A 17839-nucleotide genomic window follows, 5' to 3' on the forward strand; every position below is an offset into this window, starting at 1 on the left:
AATGCCTCTTTTGCAAAGATAACTGCCTTATTTTGGCAGGACGGACGCTATTTTGCTCGCTAGTATGGCATTCATCCACTAGCTGAATGATTCTCAAGCCCATGACCACCGCCGCCGCCGCGCCAGATCAAGACAGCACCCGTTTCCGCGTGCTGGGCGCCATCAGTTTCTCTCACTTCCTCAACGATATGCTGCAATCGCTGCTGCTGGCGATCTATCCGCTGCTTAAAGGCAATTACCAGCTCAGCTTTGCTGAAATCGGCCTGATGACCTTGACCTACCAATGCACCGCTTCGCTGCTGCAGCCGCTGGTGGGGCTCTACACCGACAAGAAACCGATGCCGTACTCATTGGTGCTGGGCATGGGCGCCACCCTGTGCGGCCTGTTGTTGCTGTCCAGCGCCGGCAGCTTCCCCCTGCTGCTGCTGGCCGCGGCGCTGGTGGGCACAGGCTCCTCGGTATTTCATCCGGAATCGTCGCGGGTGGCCCGCATGGCCTCCGGCGGCCGCCCCGGCCTGGCCCAATCCATTTTTCAGGTGGGAGGCAACGCAGGCAGCGCCAGCGGGCCGCTGCTGGCGGCACTGATCGTCATCCCCTTGGGCCAGGGCAGCATCGCCTGGTTCGGCCTGGCCGCCTTGCTGGCGATGGCGGTGCTGTTCAAGATCGGCCAGTGGTACAGCCATCAGCAGCGCAAGGCCAAAGCCGCCGCCGCCACTACGCCGCCGCCGCTGTCGCCAGCGCGCGTGAAGCTGACGCTGTTCGCCTTGCTGGTGCTGCTGTTCTCCAAATACTTCTACACCGCCAGCATCACCAGCTACTTTACCTTCTATCTCATCAAGCACTTCGGCCTGGCCGTGCAGGCCGCGCAGTTCCATCTGTTCTTGTTCCTGTTGGCGGTCGCGCTGGGCACCATCTTCGGCGGGCCGATCGGCGACGCCATCGGTCGCAAGCGAGTGATCTGGTTCTCCATCCTCGGCATCGCGCCGCTGACCTTGCTGCTGCCCTACGTCAATCTGCTCTGGACCAGCGTGCTGTCGCTGGGCATAGGCTTTGTGCTGGCGTCCGCCTTCCCCGCCATCATTATTTACGCGCAGGAACTGTTGCCGGGCCGGGTGGGCATGGTGTCAGGCATGTTCTACGGCTTCGCCTTCGGCATCGGCGGCATCGGCGCCGCGGTGCTGGGCCAGTTGGCCGACAGCCGCGGCATCGAATTCGTCTATCAGCTATGCGCCTTCCTGCCGCTGCTGGGCCTGGTGGCTGCACTGCTGCCGGATCTGCGCGGCGACAAGGTTTGACACTGGCGCAGCCCAGCCCGGATACTTCCGCCATTCAATTTTTCCAACGCGCCTGCGGCGCCGTCTGAGCGCTCGGCGGCTTGCCGGGCGCGTTGCCCATTCGGACAGAAAATCATGTGTGGAATCGCCGGCTTTTTCTCGCAACGCCCCGCCGCCGCGGCCACCGCCCAGGCCATGCTGACTGAGCTGGGCCGGCGCGGCCCCGACGCGGCTAATCAATTATTGCTGAACGCCGACTGGCAGCCGGCGGCGGACGGCGATATCCACAACGCGCTGCTGCACGCGCGGCTGTCCATCATCGACCCGCGGCCCATCGCCAACCAGCCGATGGTCAGCGACGATGGCCAGGTCTGGATCTGCTACAACGGCGAAGTCTATGACTGGGACGCCGACAAGGCCGAGTTGGAGACCGGCGGCGCGCATTTCGCCACTCACTCCGACACCGAGTTCATCTTGCGCGGCTATCAGGCCTGGGGCATTGAAACTCTGTTGCAGCGGCTGCGCGGCATGTTCGCCTTCGCCATCCTGGATTTGAAACAGCGCAAGGTGCATCTGGCTCGCGACCGCATGGGCGAGAAACCGCTGGTCTATTCGCTGCTGGACGGCAACTTCGCCTTCGGCTCGCTGGTACGCTCAGTGCTGCCCTTCCTGCCGCCGCAGCAGCGCGACTTTTCCGCCGACGCCATCGACGCCTATCTGGCGCATCGCTACATCCCGGCGCCCGCCACCCTGTTCAGCCACATACAGCGCCTGGAAAACGGCCACCGGCTGGAGTTTGATCTGGACACCCGCTCGCTGCGCAAACTGCGCTACTGGCAACCGGCCAAGGACGACGGCGACTGGCTTCAAGAACTGGACCGCGCGGTGGCGATGCGTACCGTCGCCGACCGCCCGCTGGGCGTGCTTTTGTCCGGCGGCATAGACTCCACCGTGATCGCCAGCCGGCTGGCCACGCAGCAACTGACGCAATTCAGCAGTTTCACCGCCGCCTTCCCCGGATCCAAGCTGGACGAGGCCGCCGACGCCGCCGATTCCGCGCAACGGATGGGCTTGGCCAATCTGGCGGTGCAGATGCCGGACAATCTGGCGGCCGACTTCGAACGCATCGTCGCCGACCTCGATCAACCCTTCGCCGATCCGTCCAGCTTCCCCACGTGGTACCTTGCGCGCGAAGTCAGCCGCCACGTCAAAGTGGTGCTCTTGGGCGACGGCGGCGATGAGCTGCTGGCCGGCTACAAGCGCGTCAACAAACATCTGCGTACTCGCTGGCGCAGCCTGATCAAACTGCCGCTGACGATCAAGCCCTCGCTGGACGGCAAAGGCGCCGGCAAACTCGCCACCGAGTTGGCGATGAGCTGGCAAGACGCCTATTCGCTGCGCTTTTCCGGCTTCACCCCCGGCCAACGCCTGTTCCTGCAAAACAACCGGCCGCTCTCGCGGCTCTGCCACTGGCGCGCGCCGGACGACATCGGCCCGCCGCCGGCCAATGCGCCGGCCGGCCTGCATCATTTGCTGGCCATAGACTTCGCCAACTATCTGCCGGACTACATTCTGCAAAAGTCCGACCTGTGCACCATGGCCCACGGCCTGGAGGGCAGAGCCCCGCTGGTGGATCATCGCTTCTACCAGGCTTTGCTGGCGGTGGACGGCAAGCAGCGCTTCACCCAGCCGGCCAAGCTGATCTTCCGCCGCGCCGTTCATCCGGCGCTGCCGGCGGACTTCTTCCAGCGCAAGAAGCGCGGCTTCAATCCCCCGCTGTCCGGCTGGCTGAAAACCAGCCTGGCCCCGCGCATGGACGGCCTGGGCAAACGTCTGGCTCAGCTCAGCCGCGGCCAGCTCGACGCCGCCGCGGTGGACGCCTTCGCCGCAGCCTACCGAAACGGGGCCGAGCATCTGGCCGAGCAGATGCTGCAGTTGCTGATTCTGGATGAAAGCCTGGGGCAGCTAAGCCTGCTGGCAGCGCAAGACCGATAAGCCGTCCAAAGACTGGCGAACAAGAGCTAGGCAAGAGGCAGCCCGCAGGGAAAGCAACATGCGCAAACGACGCATAAGCATTGCGGAGCAGGCTTCAAAGGCATTTTCAATCTAGCGAGCCGACGCGGCGCATGCCATTCCTATGGCCAGCGCCGCTCGGCGTCGCATCTGCTACATTCGACAACACATTTTCGTTTGAAAATGATAATGATTAGCATTAGTATTTTTAGGCAGGCCAAGCAAACCAAAAATAAACGCTTATCCGCCCGGCCGGTGTCCTTCGCCGCCAAGCAGTGCCCTATTCAATTGAAACCAAAAGGAAACAATATGCGTCGCTTTGTCCAACTGGCTATCGCCACCGCTGTACTGACCGCTTCCGCCGCCGCCATGGCCAAGGAATACCCGATCGGCAAGCCGGCCTTGAAGAACGGCATGGAGATCGGCGCGGTCTACCTACAGCCGACCAAGATGGAACCGGAAGGCATGATGCGCAAGGCGGAGGCATCCGACATCCACCTGGAGGCCGACATCCATGCCACCAAGAACAATCCCAACGGCTTCGAAGAAGGCGCATGGATGCCCTATCTGGTGGTTAAGTACGAACTGAGCAAGGTGGGCGGCAAGGAAGTGCTCAAGGGCGACCTGATGCCGATGGTGGCCAACGACGGCCCGCACTACGGCGACAACATCAAGCTGCAAGGCCCGGGCAAATACAAGCTGAAATACACCATCCTGCCGCCGTCGGCCAATCAGCACGCCCACTTCGGCCGCCATATCGACAAGGAAACCGGCGTGGGCCCGTGGTTCAAGCCTTTCGAACTCAACTATGAGTTTACTTATGCCGGCATCGGCAAAAAAGGCGGCTATTAATCCCCTTGTTCTTGCAAAAACAGGATTAATGCGAATGAGAATGTAAACGCCAGTCATTCTCATGCGTTAAAATAAGACAGCGCATGCCCCCGCCTGCGCTGTTTTTAATCCGGAGACCCTTTCCGATGAAGTTCGCACGCATGCTCCTGGCCGCCATCGCGGCCTGCCTAGTGTCGATGTCCGTCCTCGCCGACGAGATGCCGGTGTTTAAGCTGGTGATGAAGGACGGCGTATTCACGCCCGCCCGTCTGGTAGTGCCGGCCGGCAAGAAGTTCAAGGTTGAAGTGATCAACGCCGGCAAGACGCCCGCCGAATTTGAAAGCACGCCGCTGCGCAAGGAAAAGGTGCTGGGCCCCGGCGCGGAATCCTTCCTGGTATTCCAGCCGCTGTCTCCCGGCGAATACAAGTTTTTCGACGAATTTCATATGAAGACAGGCCAAGGCGTCATCGTCGCCAAGTAAACGCCGCCCAGCCGGAGGCGCTCCGCCGCCTCCCTAGCCGTTTACCGCCGTTAGCAGGAGCACACTACATGGGACAAGTTCTATTCATCGTTTGGCGCGAAAGCGTCGAGGCCTTGCTGGTCGTCGGCATTCTTAACGCCTGGATGAACCAGAATCCGGCCGGCGCCGCCGGCAAACGCTATTTATGGGCTGGCGTGGCGCTGGGCCTGCTCGCCGCCGTCGGCCTGGCAGTGGCCTTGTTCGCCGCCAGCAACCTGATGGCCGGCGCTCAAGACGTTTTCCAGATGGTGATGGTGTTCACCGCCGCCGCGCTGATCGTGCACATGGTGCTGTGGATGCGCGAGCATGGCCGCACGTTGAAGAAAGAACTGGAGGCCGGCCTGCGCGAAAACGCCAGCAACGCCAACTGGTGGGGCGTCACCCTGCTGGCCGCCATCGCCATCGCCCGCGAAGGCAGCGAAACCGTAGTCTTCCTCTACGGCATGTTGGCCGAGGCCGACGGCTCCACGCTGGCCAGCATGAGTTTTGCCGCCGTGATAGGCCTGGGTCTGGCTTTCCTGACCTTCTATCTATTGCAGCTAGGCGGCAAATATCTGTCCTGGCGCTTGTTCTTCCGCATCACCGAAATCATGCTGCTGCTATTGGGCGCCTCGCTCTTCCTGAGCGGCGTGGAGAAGCTGATCTCGATGGACATTCTGCCGGCGCTGATCGATCCGCTGTGGGACAGCTCCGCGCTGCTTGACGACATGAGCCCCACCGGCGGCGTCATCGCCTCGCTCACCGGCTACCGCGCCCACCCCGCCCTGATGAGCCTGATCGCCTACGCGCTGTTCTGGGCGACGATCTGGGCGCTGTTCCAGTGGCGCAACCGCAAGCAGATGCTAACAGCATGAAATCCGCCCGCCCGCCGCTTCCCCATTCCGCCGATGTCGCCGCGCGCGCCGGCGGTGCCTGTCGCCAGCCGACGGCCCAGGGTTTCATGGCCGCCGTCGGCTTGTGGCTGCGGGATCACGCCGGCCTGCTGCGCGCGCTGCAATGGGGCGTGGTGCTGGTCTACGCCGCACTGCTGATCGTGCCTGCCTGCCTCGACTTGCCGGAAGACAGCGCCCGAATCTGGAACAATCTAACCATCTTCGCCCAATTCGTGTTCTGGGGCATTTGGTGGCCCTTCGTGCTGTTGTCCATGGTGCTGTTCGGCCGGCTGTGGTGCGGCGTTCTCTGCCCGGAAGGCGCTTTGTCCGAGTGGGCGGCCAGAAAAGGCCTGGGGCGTCCTATCCCGCGCTGGATGCGCTGGGGCGGCTGGCCCTTCGTCGCTTTCGCTCTGACCACCATCTACGGCCAACTGGTCAGCGTCTACCAATACCCTAAGGCCGCGTTGCTGGTGCTGGGCGGATCCACCGTGGCCGCGGTGATCGTCGGCTTCATCTATACCCGCGGCAAACGCGCCTGGTGTCGCCACCTGTGCCCGGTCAACGGCGTGTTCGGCCTGCTGTCCAAGCTGGCGCCGATGTATTACCGCGTGGACGAGGCCGCCTGGAAAGCCTCGCAGCAAGGCAAAACCATCCCGATACAGGCGGTGGATTGCGCGCCGCTGCAACCGCTGCGCCATATGCAAGGCGGCAGCGGCTGCCATATGTGCGGCCGTTGCAGCGGCCATCGCGACGCCATCGAACTAAGCCTGCGCTCGCCCACTGAAGAAGTGGTCAAGGTCGCCGCCAAGGAGGCCGACGGCTGGCAAACCGCGTTGATTGTCTACGGCCTGCTGGGCGTGGCGATGGGCGCCTTCCACTGGACCATGAGCCCCTGGTTCGTGGCCATGAAACAGGCGGCGGCGGAATGGCTGGTGGACCATGACATCCTGTGGCCGCTGGACACCGAGGCGCCGTGGTGGCTGCTGACCCACTACCCGCAGCATAACGACGTGTTCTCCTGGCTTGACGGCGCGGCGTTGATCAGCTACGTGCTGGCCACCGCGCTGGTGCTGGGCAGCGGCCTGTTGCTGTGCCTGGCCGCCGGCGTGCGCATTGCCGGCCCCTGGCGGATTCAGCGCCTGCACCACCTGGCCCAAAGCCTGATCCCGCTGGCCGGCTGCGGCGTGTTTCTTGGCCTGTCCGCCCTGACTGTAACGCTGCTGAAGGCGGAAGGGGTGCCGATGTTCTGGGCCAACGACGCGCGGCTAGCCTTGCTGGCCGGCGCCAATCTGTGGTCCTTGTGGCTGGGGCGCGCCATCCTCGCTCGCTGGAGCTCCGGCCTGCGCCAGTTGCTAGCTCTGATTCCCTTGCTGGCGGCGCTGGCTCTGGTGGACGCCGCCTGGGGCTTCATGTTCTGGTGGTGGTAGCCGTTCGGCTGGCAGCGGGGTGGACGCTGTGCGATAACAAAGCATGCTCCCACCCTGATTCTGGAGTCGCGCCATGTGGCGTCCGCTACTGCTTGCTCTCTATTGCCTGGCCGCGCCCGCCCGCGCCGAAACACCGGCGATAGACTTCGCTACGGGCGAATGGCCGCCCTATGTGTCGCGCAGCTTCACCGCCGACGGCGTCTTCGCCGACATGGTGCGCCAAGCTTGCCGGCGCGCCGGCTATACCGCGCGTTTTCACTATATGAGCTGGCCTCGCGCGGAGGCCGCCATCAAGGCCGGCCGCGCCGCGGCGGCCTTTCCCTACCGGCCGACGCCGGAGCGCGCGCTCAGTTTCGACTTCTCGCCGCCGCTGATTCGCAGCAGCAGCTTTTTCTTCTACTACAAGCCCCGGCTCGCCAATCCGCCCAACGGTTTTAGCAGCCTGGCCGACTTGCGCGCCTACCGCATCGGCGTGCAGCTTGGTCAGTGGTATCAGCCGCTGTTCCAGCAATACCGGCTCAACACGCTGAACACCAGCGACGAGGAAAGCGCGATCAAGCTGCTGCAAATCGGCCATCTCGATCTGGCGCCGCTGACGCTGGAACGCGGCCTATTCCTGACCCGCACCCAGGCCAGCGGACACGAGCGCGACTTCGCCTACATTCCCACGCCACTGAATAAGGCCACCCCGCTGTCGCTGATGTATTCGCGCAGCTACCCCAACATCGCCAAGCTGCGGCGCGAGATCGATCAGGCCTTGCAAGCCATGCAGGCCGACGGCAGCCTGCAGGCCATTTATCAGCGCAACTTCCCCGAACTCAAACCGCGGCGCTGACCAGAATCGGCTTCAGCACCCGCTCGACGTCCTTGGGATCGACGCCGATCAAGAAACCGCGCTTGCCGCCGTTGATGTAGATGCGCTCCAACTCCAAGATGCTGGCTTCCATATACACCGGCATCGGATGGCGAGCGCCGAACGGGCTGGTGCCGCCTACTTGGTAGCCGCTGTGCTTGTCCGCCGTCTTGGGATCGCAGGGATGGACCTTCTTGACGCCGATCTGCTTGGCCAGCATGCCGGTGCCCACTTCGCGGTTCCCGTGCATCAGCACGATCAAGGGCCGCTTGTTCTCATCTTCCATGATCAAGGTCTTGATCACGCAGTGTTCGTCCACGCCCAGCTCGCGCGCCGACACCGTGGTGCCGCCCTTTTCCTCGTACTTGTACAAATGCTCGCTAAAGCTGACATGATGTTCGCGCAATACCCGGATCGCCTGAGTGACCGGGGCCTTTTCCTTGGACATGATCTTCACTGCCTGAAAAAACAAAACGCCACTGTAGAAGTTTGCGCGCCGCCAGGCAAACTCCAATCCGCGCGGCGTCCCCGACGGCGGCAGCGACCTTGCCCCAAATCAAACTCCGCCCGGCCGGCGCCAACGCCACCACAGCCTCAGCCCAAGCAGCACAGCCAAGACCCCCGCGTAGATCAAGGGCTGGCTCAAGTCCTTCTTCACCAGCCACCAGTAATGCACCACCGCCAGCAGCGCCGTCGGATACACCAGCCGGTGCAGCCGGCCCCAATTGCGCTTGAGCCTGCGCATCCAACCTTGGGTCGAGGTCAGCGCCAGCGGCGTCATCAACAACAGCGCGGCAAAGCCGACGGTGATGAAGGGGCGTTTGTAGATATCCCTGACGATGCCGGCCCAATCAAAAAACTGATCCAGCCATAGATAGGTCAGGAAATGCAGGCTCAGATAGAAAAAGGCGAACAGGCCCAGCATGCGCCGGCACTTGAGCGGCCAACCGCCGACGCCAAAGCGCCGCAACGGCGTCATCGCCAGCGTCGCCAGCAGCCAAATCAGGGTCCAGGTACCGGTGGAACGAGTGATGAACTCCACCGGGTTCACCGCCTCTCCGGACAACACGATCCAGGCGGCGCGCGCCAGCGGCAATAGACAGGCCACAAACAACAGGCATTTGAACCCGGCCAACACGCGGTCGGCAGGACGGGCGGCAGCGGATTTAAGGCGCAAAGTCGTCATCCCCGCTCCATCAATAGTTCTTGCGCAGATCCAGGCCGCGGTACAAACCCGCCACCTGCTCTCCGTAGCCGTTGAACATCAGCGTCTTGCGCTTGAAGAATTCGCCGATACGGCGCTCGCTGGCCTGGCTCCAGCGCGGATGATCCACTTCCGGATTCACATTGGAATAGAAACCGTACTCTCGCGCATTGGCCAGATTCCAACTGGTGGCCGGCATGGTTTCCTGCAAATGGATGCGCACGATGGATTTGATGCTCTTGAAGCCGTATTTCCACGGTACCACCAGACGGATGGGCGCGCCGTTCTGATTGGGCAGCACATCGTTGTAGAGGCCCACAGCCAGAATGGTCAGCGGATGCATCGCTTCGTCGATGCGCAGGCCCTCGCGGTAGGGCCAGTCCAGCACCCGGCCGCGCTGACCAGGCATTTCCGCCGGCCGTTGCAGGGTTTCGAAGGCCACGTACTTGGCGCGCGAAGTCGGATTCATCTGTTTAAGCAGGCTGGCCAGTGGAAAACCCACCCACGGAATCACCATGCTCCATCCCTCGACGCAGCGCAGCCGGTAAATACGCTCCTCCAGCGGAAATTTCAACAGCTGCTCGATGCCGAAGCTGCGCGGCTTGGCCACCTCGCCGTCCACCAGCACGTTCCAGGGTCGAGTTTTCAGGCTGCCGGCGTTCGCCGCCGGGTCGGCCTTGTCGGTGCCGAATTCATAGAAATTGTTGTAGCCGGTAATCTCTTTCAGGCTATTGGCCTTGTCGTTTCCGGCCAAGGTCGACAGCGGGCTTTTCTTGGCGGCCAGCGCCGCCAGCGTCTCGGCGGACAGCAGCAAGCCGGCGCTGCCCAACATGAAGTGGCGGCGATTCAGGTATACGCCTTCCGGCGTGATGTCCGACGAGGAAATATCGGCGGGTTTCTTGATCAGCATGGCGGTGTCTCCGGTCTCTACCCCCATGAGTCGGGAGCGGCTCCTGAATCTGACAATCGTTCACGCAGATAATTTACGCAAGCGGCTCTTCATCCGCCCGCCAGGCCCGCCCCAAAGCGCTGCCCTGGCCGCCGTCTCGCGCCAGCAGCCGGCCTATGGCCTGCAAAGCCGTCCAGCGCGGGCCGCACCAGTCCGGCGCGATCAGGGTTGGCGCCTGTGCGGTGGCTGAAACCCGGTGGTACACCACCTGCGGCGGGGTATGGCGGATCAGGCTGGCCGCCAACTCGGCGTAGTCGTCCAGGCTCCACGGCGCTACTTCGCCGCGCCGGTATTGCGCCGCCATCCGCGAGCCGCGCACCACCATCAACGGATGCAACTTCAACCCTTCCACGCCGATGTCCAACACCGCGTTCAGCGAGGCGTGGACGGCGGCCGCGTCCTCTCCGGGCAGACCGGCGATCAAATGAGTGCACACCTTGAGCCCATGGGCATGCGCGCGCCGCACCGCATCGCGATATTCGGCCAGGCCGTGGCCGCGTCGGATTAGAGCCTGGGTCCGGTCGTGCGCGGTCTGCAGCCCCAGCTCCAGCCATACCTCGCCGCCTTGGTCCTGATATTCCGCCAGCAGAGCCAGCGCGGCGTCCGGCACGCAATCCGGCCGGGTGCCGACGCACAAGCCCACCACGTCGGCGCCGGCCAACGCTTCGTCGTACAAACGGCGCAGCTGCTCGGTTTCGGCGTAGGTGCTGGTATAAGCCTGGAAATAAGCCAGATAACGGCGCGCGCGGTCGGTCTTGGTTTTCTCCCGAGCCAATTGCTCGCTGATCGACAAAGCCGCCGGATCGCGGCCGAAGCTGCGCACATTGCAAAAGGTGCAGCCGCCGCGCCCCAAGGTGCCGTCGCGGTTGGGACAGGTGAAATCGCCCGCCAGTGATAATTTATGCACCGGCTCGCCGAAACGGCGCTTCAGATAATAACCAAAGGTATGCAGATGCCGGGTCAGGTCCATTGCCAAACAAAGCCCAAAGCCGGGCAGTCTAGCAAGCGGACGAACCGGAGGCGCTGAGCGGGATCAAGAATTGATGCCGCGGAGGCGCTTAAAGACGGTGCCAGCCCAATAGATACAGCACCGAAAACAGCCCGGCGCTGACCAGCAGGGCCAGCGCCAGCGTGCTGAACAGCTCGTGCAGGCTCTGCCGCTGGCGGCGGTTGAGCAGCCAGCGCGCCAACATCAGCAGTACGCCGCACAACACGAAGAACTTGAAAAGACGACCGAACATGGCGGGCCAGAGAAGGAAAGTCGCCCGATTATCCGGCGCGCCGCCGCGGCTGGCAAGACGCTGTCGCCGGCGGCTCAAGACATGCTAAAGTCCTGACTGTAGCCTACAGGAGGCTCCGCGACGAGAATGGCCGGCACAGACCGGCCGCCGGTGGAGCGACAGCATGAGCATGGCCAAAGCCGCGCATGCCGAAAATAGCAAAAGAGGCACTCAAGTCATCATGTCCGACTCCCACGACTCCGTCGGCATCGTTACGGCTCAAACCGCCGTGTTCGATACCCCCTTGGCGCTCAATAGCGGCGCCATACTGCAAGGCTACCAGCTGCGCTTCGAGACCTATGGCGAACTCAACGCCGCCAAAAGCAACGCCATCCTGATCTGTCACGCCTTGTCCGGCCACCATCATGTAGCAGGCCGCTACCAGACGGACGACAAGGCCGCCGGCTGGTGGGACAATATGATTGGTCCCGGCAAGCCCATCGACACCCGCCGCTTCTTCGTGGTGGGCGTCAACAACCTGGGAGGGTGTCACGGCAGCACGGGCCCCTCCAGCGTCAACTCCGACACCGGCCAGCCCTGGGGCTCCGCCTTTCCCGTCGTCACCGTGTCCGACTGGGTCGCCAGCCAGTCGCGCCTGGCGGACCGCTTGGGCATAGAACGCTGGGCGGCGGTGATAGGCGGCAGCCTGGGCGGCATGCAGGCCTTGCAGTGGAGCATCGACTACCCGGAGCGCATTGCCCACGCGCTGGTGATCGCGTCCGCTCCCAAACTGTCGGCGCAGAACATCGCCTTCAACGACGTGGCGCGCCAGGCCATCATCACCGACCCCGAATTCCACGGCGGCGACTTCTACGCCCATGACGCGCTGCCGCGACGCGGCCTGCGGCTGGCGCGCATGCTCGGCCACATCACCTATCTATCCGACGACGGCATGGGCGAGAAATTCGGCCGCATGCTGCGTTCCGGAGACTATCGCTTCGGCTACGACGTGGAGTTCGAGATCGAATCCTATCTGCGCTATCAGGGCGACAAATTCTCCGACACCTTCGACGCCAATACCTATCTGCTAATGACCAAGGCGCTGGATTACTTCGACCCGGCAAAGAGCTTTGGCGGCGATCTGGTCGCCGCGCTGAAAAAGGCCAGCGCCCAATTCCTGGTGGCCAGCTTCACCAGCGACTGGCGCTTTTCGCCGGAGCGCTCGCGCGAAACCGTCAAGGCGCTGGTGGCCGCCAACCGGCCGGTGTCCTACGCCGAAATCGAGTCCGTACACGGTCACGACGCCTTTTTGATGACCGACGAGCCCTATGTCCAATTAATGCGCGCCTACCTCGACCGCGTGGCGCGGGAGGTGCAAGCATGAACGCCCCGCAAACCACGGAGCCGCTGCGCGCCGACCTGAGCCTGATAGCCGACTGGATCACGCCCGGCAGCCGGGTGCTGGATTTGGGCTGCGGCGACGGCGCGCTGCTATCCTGGCTGAACCGCAACAAACAGGTGGTTGGTTACGGCGTGGACCTGGACGTGGGCAATGTCGTCAAATGCGTAGCCTCCGGCGTCAATGCGCTGCAAGGCGACCTGGAAACCGGCTTGGCTGAATTCGACGGCGACGCCTTCGACCACGTAGTGCTGTCGCAAACCATACAGGCGATGCGCGAAACCGAGCAGATTCTCAACGAAATGCTGCGCGTAGGCCGCGAAGCCATCGTCACTTTTCCCAACTTTGGCTTCTGGGAAAACCGCTGGCAAATCCTGCAGGGCCACATGCCGGTTTCCGACACCATCCCCTACCAGTGGTACGATACGCCCAACATTCACTGGTGCATGCTCGGCGACTTTGAAGCGCTGTGCGCCAAGAATCGGCTGCGCGTGGTGGAACGCGTGGTGATGAATGGGGTCAAACGGGTAACTTTCATGCCCAACTTGCGCGGCAGCCTGGCGTTCTACCGGGTGGCGCGCCAATAACAACAAGCGGCGGGCCGGTCCCGCCGCGCGATCCGTAGAAACTGGCCTGCCCATGAGCAACACAACCATCGACTGGCGGCGCGACGTCTTCTCGCGCACGATGCTGATCTGCGTCTTCACCGGCTTCGCATCCGGTCTTCCGCTGTATACCCTGATCAACCTGCTTCCCGCCTGGCTGCGCAGCGAAGGCGTCGACCTCAAGGCCATCGGTCTGTTCGCGCTGATCGGCCTGCCCTATACCTGGAAATTCCTGTGGTCCCCCTTGATGGACCGCTACGTGCCGCCGCTGCTGGGCCGCCGTCGCGGCTGGATGCTGCTGACCCAGCTGGCGCTGATCGTCACCATGGCCGGCTTCGGCCTGTTCAACCCGGCCCAGCACATCTGGAGCATCGCCGCGCTGGCGGTGGGCGTGGCCTTCTTCTCCGCCAGCCAGGACATCGTGCTGGACGCCTATCGCCGCGAGATTCTCAGCGACAACGAACTGGGGCTTGGCAATACCGTGCACATCAACGCCTACCGGCTGGCCGGTCTGGTGCCTGGTTCGCTTGCCTTGATCCTGGCGGATCACATCCCCTGGGACCGCGTCTTCTTGATCACCGCCTTGTTCATGGTTCCCGGCGTACTGATGACGCTGAAAGTCAGCGAGCCCAGACTTGCCGGCCAAGCGCCCAAAACGCTGCGAGAAGCCGTGGTCGAGCCCTTCCATGAGTTCATCACACGCCAGGGCTGGCAAGGCGCCGCCTGGATTCTGGGCTTTATCTTCCTGTACAAGCTAGGCGACAGCATGGCCACCTCGCTGGCCACGCCGTTCTACTTGGACATGGGTTACGCCAAGTCCCAGATCGGCCTGGTGGCCAAGCACGCCGCGCTGTGGCCGGCGGTGATAGGCGGCCTGCTCGGCGGCCTGTGGATGATCAAGCTGGGCATCAACCGGGCGCTGTGGGCCTTCGGCGTGGTGCAGGTGCTGTCCATCCTCGGTTTCGCCTGGCTGGCCAGCTATGGCCGTTTCGCCTCCATCGGCGCTCATGAACTGAGCATGCTGGCCGTGGTCATCGGCTTCGAAGCGCTGGGCGTGGGTCTCGGCACCGCCGCCTTCGTCGCCTTCATCGCCAAAAGCACCCACCCGGCCTACACCGCCACCCAGTTCGCTTTGTTCACCAGCCTGGCGGCGGTGCCGCGCACCCTGGCTAACGCCTCTACCGGCTACATCATCGACGCCATAGGCTGGAGCAGTTTTTTCCTGTTGTGCACCGCGCTGGCGCTGCCCGGCATGGTGTTGTTGCTGAAAGTCGCCCCATGGAGGGAAAAGGAGGGAGCATGAAGGCATGGAAACCAGCGTTGCTCGGCGCAACGCTGCTGAGCGCATTCTGCGCCGCCGCGTCGGCCTCGGCCGACACGGCCATGCAAACCGTCAAATACCGCTGCAACGGCAGTAAAATGGTGGTAGTGGAGTATCCGTCGCCGCAAAGCGGCGCCGCCATCCAGCTGAACTGGAACAGTCACCGCTATCGGCTGACGCCGGCCAAGGTCGCCCAGGGCGAGCGTTACGTCAGCCAGCAACTGATCTGGTCGCTGCTGGACGAACAGGCGCGCCTGACCACCCGCGGCGGCCGCGTACTGGCGCAGGGTTGCCGCAAGATCCAGCTTCACGCGACGGCCGACAACGCCTAATCTCCCCAGGCCCCGCATAACTGCGGGCCAGACTCATCCGGCCCGCACTGCAATAGATTGCCGTCCTGATCCAGGCTCAACTGCAAACGGCCGGCCAAACGGTGTCCCGCTCTGGGCTTGGCCAACAAGCGAAAACTGGCTTGTCCTGCACTGTCCGCTCCCTGGCTGACGCTGCCGAGCCTGATTTCGAACTCGCGCGTGCCCGGTCGCGGCAAGGATGGCCACGACGCCGACTGTGAACGGTTTTCCAAATGCCAGCGCTGGATATAATGGAGATTCTCCAACAGCGCCGCGCGCGCCTCCGCCAACTGTCCGCGCAATATCTGCTGCTGATAGGCCGGCCAGGCCATCGCGGCCAGGATGGCCGTCACCGCCATCGCCGCCAGCAACTCCAGCAAGGTCATCCCAGCTTGCGCCCTCATTCTTCCTCCAATTGCCGCCAGTTCAAGCGCCCGCCGCGGCCGGCCTGCGCGCCCGCGCCGGCCCAGAACCAACTTTGCACCGTCAGCGCGCTGCGTTCGCTTTCGCCCCAGACCCGCACGCTGATCCGGAACAAACGACCGTCGACGCCGACGAACCGAAACGCCGGATTGAGCAACTCCAGCACATAGCGCGGCGGGCTCCAACGCTGCCCAGCTCGTATCCGCGCCGGCAAGCATGATGTCGGCGGACGGTCCGGCGTCGGCTCAAGCGGACGACTGGGTCCGCAAGGATGCAATAGCGGCCACCGCGCGCCGTTGATCTGCACGCTGCGCCGCCACAAATCAGGCTCGGTCGCGCACAAACCATAACCGACGCCGGCAATGGTGGACAGACAGTCCGGCATGAACCAGCCCAAACCGCGGCCGTCGCCCTGCCAGGGAACGCCGCTTTCGCCCGCAAGGCCGTCCTCGAAGCGGAGATTCAAGTCCAAGACCCGCCGCTCCGCCGCCCGCAAGGCCTGCAGCGCCGCCAGCCGCAACTCCCGCTGTTCCGCCAGATTGCGAGTGGCGCGCTGTTCCACCGCTACCGAACGGGCGGTTCCCATGGCCAGCACCGTCAACAGGCTGAGCAGCGGCAGGATCAGCCACAACACGGCGCCGCGCGGCCGAAGGCCCCTCATCCGCTCGGCTCCAGTGCGCACGGCAGGGCCGGCGTCAGCGCCACCACCGTGGTCCATCCCTGCCGGCGGCCATCCGACTGAATCTCAAGCGACAACTCCACCCGCGACAGACGCATCCAATCCTCAACGCTCAGCTGATCCGGTCGTTCCCGCCAGGTCAGCTCCAGCGGACGGCAAGCACGGCGAACGCCAAAGCGCTGCCGCAACGCCGCCACGCCCGTTGCCAGTAATTGCGGCGGCTCCACCGCCCGGCCGGGCCGGCTTTCCTCCAGCCATAGCGCATCGCCGTCGCCCTCCCTACGCAGGACGTAACGCTGCGAGGCGATGGCCAATACCTCCAAGGAGGCGCTATCCGCTCCGCGCAACGGCCCCGCCGCAGCGCCGCCCTGCCAGGCCAGAACATGCGTGCCGGACTCCCGCCGCCATTGCAAACCGGGCTCTCCCTGCGTCAATAGTCTCAGGCTGGAGCAACTGGCCAACGCCGCCTCCTCCCAATCCACCTCGCTTTGCCAACGCAGCATGGTCTGCGCCGCGTCCTCCTTCACCGACACCACAGCAGCGCCGACACCGTAGCGAAAACGCATGCCTTCCGGCGCCTCAAACCCGCGCCCCGGCGATTCCGCAGCCTGCGCGCACGCAAAACGTCCATGCCTGCGCCAGCTCTCCGCCAGTTGCGTCAGCGCAAACTGCCCATCCTGGTGCCGCCGCAAGCCGTTCTCAATCGCTCGCAGACTGCCCTGCATCGTCAACGCGCCTTGCAAGGCCAGCGCCAACACCAGCAGGCCCAAGCTCATCGCCACCATCATCTCCACCAGGGAAAAACCCTGGCCACGCGCACCGGCCGCCACGGCTAAGGCGCTTCCAAAGCCAGCGCGTAACGACGCGCAAAACGACCGGCGCCATCTCCGCCCGCCCTGTCGTTCCAAGTCAGCCGCACATAGACAACATCGCCCTGCTGCTCGCAAAGCTCCGTCATCGCGTTCAACGCGCCGCGGCACTGCCGCGCCTCAATGGCGTTTCCCCCCAAGCCTTGCAGCCGCTGCCGCAAACGGGACCAATCCGCCTGCCGTTGCGCAGCCGCCTGCTCCTCTTCCGTCTCCGGCCACAACAGCGCCGCCTCCCCCAGCTCCAGCGCGGCCGCGACCGCCTCCGCCCGCAACAAAGCGTCGCGGCCATGCAGCAGAGCACGTAGCTGCACCGAGGACAGCGCCAACATTGAAACCATGACGACGAACAAGGCCAGCATGGTTTCCAGCAAAGCGCCGCCGCGCAAGACGGACTCAGGCCGGACAGCCATGATCCGCCTTGCCGATTTCCGCACGGCCATAGCCGCTGACCGTCAGAATCAAACACAGACCCGCGCGCGGGCTTTCCAGCACCAGGCGAGCGCCTTGCCCACGCGCCAGCCGCCCGTCCGGCATGAATTGCAACTGATCCCGTTCCGCGCGCATTCGCACCTTGCCCACGGCGAACACCAGCAGGTGCAAGCGCTCCTGGCTGTCGTAACCGGCCTGAACGCCGCCATCCTTGTCCGCGTAAACCAGAGCGCCTCGGTCCCACACCTGTCGCTGCTTGGCGCAGCCTTGCAATTGCAGATTCCGCTTCAGATTGGCTGCGCACACGTATACCGGTCGGTTGCTACGCAGCGCCTCGCTGCGGGCAAAGTGCAAGAGATTGGCCATAGCTTGGGCGTGGCTGCGCAATTGCTGCGTCAACAACAAACGGCTCAATCCCGGCGCGGCGATCGCCAGGCACAACAATATGATCGCCAGAACCGTCATGGCCTCAATCAGGGTGAAACCGATCTGAGTTCGCATGTCAGACTCCGTCTCATTGGGAGTCTGGATAATATATTGAGCAAAGCGAGGCTAACGAAACCGATCTTGTTCCCGAAAACGCCCGACCAGCCAGGCATT

Annotated in this window: 21 protein-coding genes; 11 read left to right on the top strand and 10 right to left on the bottom strand. The window is 63.6% G+C overall.

All coding sequences use genetic code 11. The features are described 5' to 3' along the window. The first annotated feature begins 101 nt into the window (after nt 1-101). From HA052_RS12770 to HA052_RS12800, 7 genes are all read left to right on the top strand, one after another. A complete protein-coding gene (locus HA052_RS12770) occupies nt 102-1295 on the top strand; it encodes an MFS transporter (protein WP_277345097.1) in 1194 nt (397 codons plus the stop codon). 114 nt (nt 1296-1409) lie between these two features. Further along, nucleotides 1410-3269: an asparagine synthase (glutamine-hydrolyzing) gene (gene asnB / locus HA052_RS12775; protein WP_166452209.1), complete on the top strand. Its 1860-nt coding sequence runs from the start codon at nt 1410-1412 to the stop codon at nt 3267-3269. 327 nt (nt 3270-3596) lie between these two features. Further along, entirely contained in the window at nt 3597-4139 is a 543-nt protein-coding gene (locus HA052_RS12780; RefSeq protein WP_081548983.1) for an iron transporter, read from the top strand. A 125-nt stretch (nt 4140-4264) separates the two neighbouring features. Further along, nucleotides 4265-4600: a cupredoxin domain-containing protein gene (locus tag HA052_RS12785; RefSeq protein ID WP_081548981.1), complete on the top strand. Its 336-nt coding sequence runs from the start codon at nt 4265-4267 to the stop codon at nt 4598-4600. A 68-nt stretch (nt 4601-4668) separates the two neighbouring features. After that, nucleotides 4669-5493 (top strand): FTR1 family iron permease, encoded by an 825-nt coding sequence (locus HA052_RS12790; protein WP_166452210.1) that lies wholly within the window; start codon nt 4669-4671, stop codon nt 5491-5493. After that, nucleotides 5490-6938 (top strand): 4Fe-4S binding protein, encoded by a 1449-nt coding sequence (locus HA052_RS12795; RefSeq protein ID WP_166452211.1) that lies wholly within the window; start codon nt 5490-5492, stop codon nt 6936-6938. The genes HA052_RS12790 and HA052_RS12795 overlap by 4 nt, the downstream gene beginning before the upstream one ends. Nucleotides 6939-7011: 73 nt before the next feature. Next, nucleotides 7012-7773, top strand: coding sequence for a substrate-binding periplasmic protein (locus tag HA052_RS12800; protein WP_166452212.1), 762 nt, complete (start codon nt 7012-7014; stop codon nt 7771-7773). Here HA052_RS12800 and ybaK read toward each other — a convergent pair. The 5 genes from ybaK to HA052_RS12825 all read right to left on the bottom strand — a co-directional run bounded on the left by ybaK (nt 7757) and on the right by HA052_RS12825 (nt 11185). Then, nucleotides 7757-8239 (bottom strand): Cys-tRNA(Pro) deacylase, encoded by a 483-nt coding sequence (gene ybaK / locus HA052_RS12805; RefSeq protein WP_166452213.1) that lies wholly within the window; start codon nt 8237-8239, stop codon nt 7757-7759. The genes HA052_RS12800 and ybaK overlap by 17 nt on opposite strands. Nucleotides 8240-8347: 108 nt before the next feature. Beyond that, the gene (gene msrQ / locus HA052_RS12810; RefSeq protein ID WP_166452214.1) at nt 8348-8977 is read right to left on the bottom strand and encodes a protein-methionine-sulfoxide reductase heme-binding subunit MsrQ; all 630 of its coding nucleotides are present in this window, start codon (nt 8975-8977) and stop codon (nt 8348-8350) included. Nucleotides 8978-8987: 10 nt separating this feature from the next. Continuing rightward, nucleotides 8988-9905 carry a protein-methionine-sulfoxide reductase catalytic subunit MsrP gene (gene msrP / locus HA052_RS12815; protein WP_166452215.1) on the bottom strand — a complete coding sequence of 306 codons (918 nt, stop codon included), beginning with the start codon at nt 9903-9905 and terminating at the stop codon, nt 8988-8990. A 73-nt stretch (nt 9906-9978) separates the two neighbouring features. Next, nucleotides 9979-10914: a tRNA modification radical SAM protein MnmL/YtqA gene (gene mnmL, locus HA052_RS12820; RefSeq protein WP_166452216.1), complete on the bottom strand. Its 936-nt coding sequence runs from the start codon at nt 10912-10914 to the stop codon at nt 9979-9981. An 88-nt stretch (nt 10915-11002) separates the two neighbouring features. Beyond that, nucleotides 11003-11185 (bottom strand): protein MIGRI, encoded by a 183-nt coding sequence (locus HA052_RS12825; RefSeq protein ID WP_043635174.1) that lies wholly within the window; start codon nt 11183-11185, stop codon nt 11003-11005. A gap of 220 nt (nt 11186-11405) precedes the next feature. Between HA052_RS12825 and metX the strand changes: the two genes are divergently transcribed. The 4 genes from metX to HA052_RS12845 are packed head-to-tail and all read left to right on the top strand — an operon-like array spanning nt 11406 to nt 14821. Further along, nucleotides 11406-12548 (top strand): homoserine O-succinyltransferase MetX, encoded by a 1143-nt coding sequence (gene metX, locus HA052_RS12830; RefSeq protein ID WP_081549048.1) that lies wholly within the window; start codon nt 11406-11408, stop codon nt 12546-12548. Further along, a complete protein-coding gene (metW, locus tag HA052_RS12835; RefSeq protein ID WP_166452217.1) occupies nt 12545-13150 on the top strand; it encodes a methionine biosynthesis protein MetW in 606 nt (201 codons plus the stop codon). Before metX ends, metW begins: the two co-directional genes overlap by 4 nt. 52 nt (nt 13151-13202) lie before the next feature. Beyond that, on the top strand, nt 13203-14471 hold the full coding sequence (locus tag HA052_RS12840) for an AmpG family muropeptide MFS transporter (protein ID WP_166452218.1): 1269 nt from the start codon (nt 13203-13205) through the stop codon (nt 14469-14471). Next, on the top strand, nt 14468-14821 hold the full coding sequence (locus HA052_RS12845; RefSeq protein ID WP_166452219.1) for an MliC family protein: 354 nt from the start codon (nt 14468-14470) through the stop codon (nt 14819-14821). Before HA052_RS12840 ends, HA052_RS12845 begins: the two co-directional genes overlap by 4 nt. Here HA052_RS12845 and HA052_RS12850 read toward each other — a convergent pair. Genes HA052_RS12850 through HA052_RS12870 form a run of 5 tightly spaced genes read right to left on the bottom strand, consistent with a single transcriptional unit; the run spans nt 14818 to nt 17740 of the window. After that, a complete protein-coding gene (locus tag HA052_RS12850; protein WP_166452261.1) occupies nt 14818-15243 on the bottom strand; it encodes a type IV pilin protein in 426 nt (141 codons plus the stop codon). The two genes, HA052_RS12845 and HA052_RS12850, sit on opposite strands and share 4 nt — an antisense overlap. Continuing rightward, the gene (locus tag HA052_RS12855) at nt 15240-15923 is read right to left on the bottom strand and encodes a pilus assembly protein (protein ID WP_166452220.1); all 684 of its coding nucleotides are present in this window, start codon (nt 15921-15923) and stop codon (nt 15240-15242) included. The genes HA052_RS12850 and HA052_RS12855 overlap by 4 nt, the downstream gene beginning before the upstream one ends. Beyond that, nucleotides 15920-16771, bottom strand: coding sequence for a PilW family protein (locus tag HA052_RS12860; protein WP_166452221.1), 852 nt, complete (start codon nt 16769-16771; stop codon nt 15920-15922). Before HA052_RS12860 ends, HA052_RS12855 begins: the two co-directional genes overlap by 4 nt. A gap of 2 nt (nt 16772-16773) precedes the next feature. Continuing rightward, complete coding sequence (locus tag HA052_RS12865; RefSeq protein WP_166452222.1) at nt 16774-17220, bottom strand: hypothetical protein; 447 nt, start codon at nt 17218-17220, stop codon at nt 16774-16776. Beyond that, the gene (locus tag HA052_RS12870; protein WP_081548955.1) at nt 17204-17740 is read right to left on the bottom strand and encodes a GspH/FimT family pseudopilin; all 537 of its coding nucleotides are present in this window, start codon (nt 17738-17740) and stop codon (nt 17204-17206) included. Before HA052_RS12870 ends, HA052_RS12865 begins: the two co-directional genes overlap by 17 nt. Between the last annotated feature and the right edge of the window lie 99 nt (nt 17741-17839).

Origin of the sequence: Chromobacterium fluminis (genome assembly GCF_011602385.1) — a bacterium.
GTDB lineage: Bacteria > Pseudomonadota > Gammaproteobacteria > Burkholderiales > Chromobacteriaceae > Chromobacterium > Chromobacterium fluminis.

What these genes read in the sequence shown, in the direction of transcription:
- HA052_RS12770 (WP_277345097.1), top strand. Translation starts at nt 102, where the DNA reads ATGACCACCGCCGCCGCCGCGCCAGATCAAGACAGCACCCGTTTCCGC.
- asnB (WP_166452209.1), top strand. Translation starts at nt 1,410, where the DNA reads ATGTGTGGAATCGCCGGCTTTTTCTCGCAACGCCCCGCCGCCGCGGCC.
- HA052_RS12780 (WP_081548983.1), top strand. Translation starts at nt 3,597, where the DNA reads ATGCGTCGCTTTGTCCAACTGGCTATCGCCACCGCTGTACTGACCGCT.
- HA052_RS12785 (WP_081548981.1), top strand. Translation starts at nt 4,265, where the DNA reads ATGAAGTTCGCACGCATGCTCCTGGCCGCCATCGCGGCCTGCCTAGTG.
- HA052_RS12790 (WP_166452210.1), top strand. Translation starts at nt 4,669, where the DNA reads ATGGGACAAGTTCTATTCATCGTTTGGCGCGAAAGCGTCGAGGCCTTG.
- HA052_RS12795 (WP_166452211.1), top strand. Translation starts at nt 5,490, where the DNA reads ATGAAATCCGCCCGCCCGCCGCTTCCCCATTCCGCCGATGTCGCCGCG.
- HA052_RS12800 (WP_166452212.1), top strand. Translation starts at nt 7,012, where the DNA reads ATGTGGCGTCCGCTACTGCTTGCTCTCTATTGCCTGGCCGCGCCCGCC.
- ybaK (WP_166452213.1), bottom strand. Translation starts at nt 8,239, where the DNA reads ATGTCCAAGGAAAAGGCCCCGGTCACTCAGGCGATCCGGGTATTGCGC.
- msrQ (WP_166452214.1), bottom strand. Translation starts at nt 8,977, where the DNA reads ATGACGACTTTGCGCCTTAAATCCGCTGCCGCCCGTCCTGCCGACCGC.
- msrP (WP_166452215.1), bottom strand. Translation starts at nt 9,905, where the DNA reads ATGCTGATCAAGAAACCCGCCGATATTTCCTCGTCGGACATCACGCCG.
- mnmL (WP_166452216.1), bottom strand. Translation starts at nt 10,914, where the DNA reads ATGGACCTGACCCGGCATCTGCATACCTTTGGTTATTATCTGAAGCGC.
- HA052_RS12825 (WP_043635174.1), bottom strand. Translation starts at nt 11,185, where the DNA reads ATGTTCGGTCGTCTTTTCAAGTTCTTCGTGTTGTGCGGCGTACTGCTG.
- metX (WP_081549048.1), top strand. Translation starts at nt 11,406, where the DNA reads ATGTCCGACTCCCACGACTCCGTCGGCATCGTTACGGCTCAAACCGCC.
- metW (WP_166452217.1), top strand. Translation starts at nt 12,545, where the DNA reads ATGAACGCCCCGCAAACCACGGAGCCGCTGCGCGCCGACCTGAGCCTG.
- HA052_RS12840 (WP_166452218.1), top strand. Translation starts at nt 13,203, where the DNA reads ATGAGCAACACAACCATCGACTGGCGGCGCGACGTCTTCTCGCGCACG.
- HA052_RS12845 (WP_166452219.1), top strand. Translation starts at nt 14,468, where the DNA reads ATGAAGGCATGGAAACCAGCGTTGCTCGGCGCAACGCTGCTGAGCGCA.
- HA052_RS12850 (WP_166452261.1), bottom strand. Translation starts at nt 15,243, where the DNA reads ATGAGGGCGCAAGCTGGGATGACCTTGCTGGAGTTGCTGGCGGCGATG.
- HA052_RS12855 (WP_166452220.1), bottom strand. Translation starts at nt 15,923, where the DNA reads ATGAGGGGCCTTCGGCCGCGCGGCGCCGTGTTGTGGCTGATCCTGCCG.
- HA052_RS12865 (WP_166452222.1), bottom strand. Translation starts at nt 17,220, where the DNA reads ATGGCTGTCCGGCCTGAGTCCGTCTTGCGCGGCGGCGCTTTGCTGGAA.
- HA052_RS12870 (WP_081548955.1), bottom strand. Translation starts at nt 17,740, where the DNA reads ATGCGAACTCAGATCGGTTTCACCCTGATTGAGGCCATGACGGTTCTG.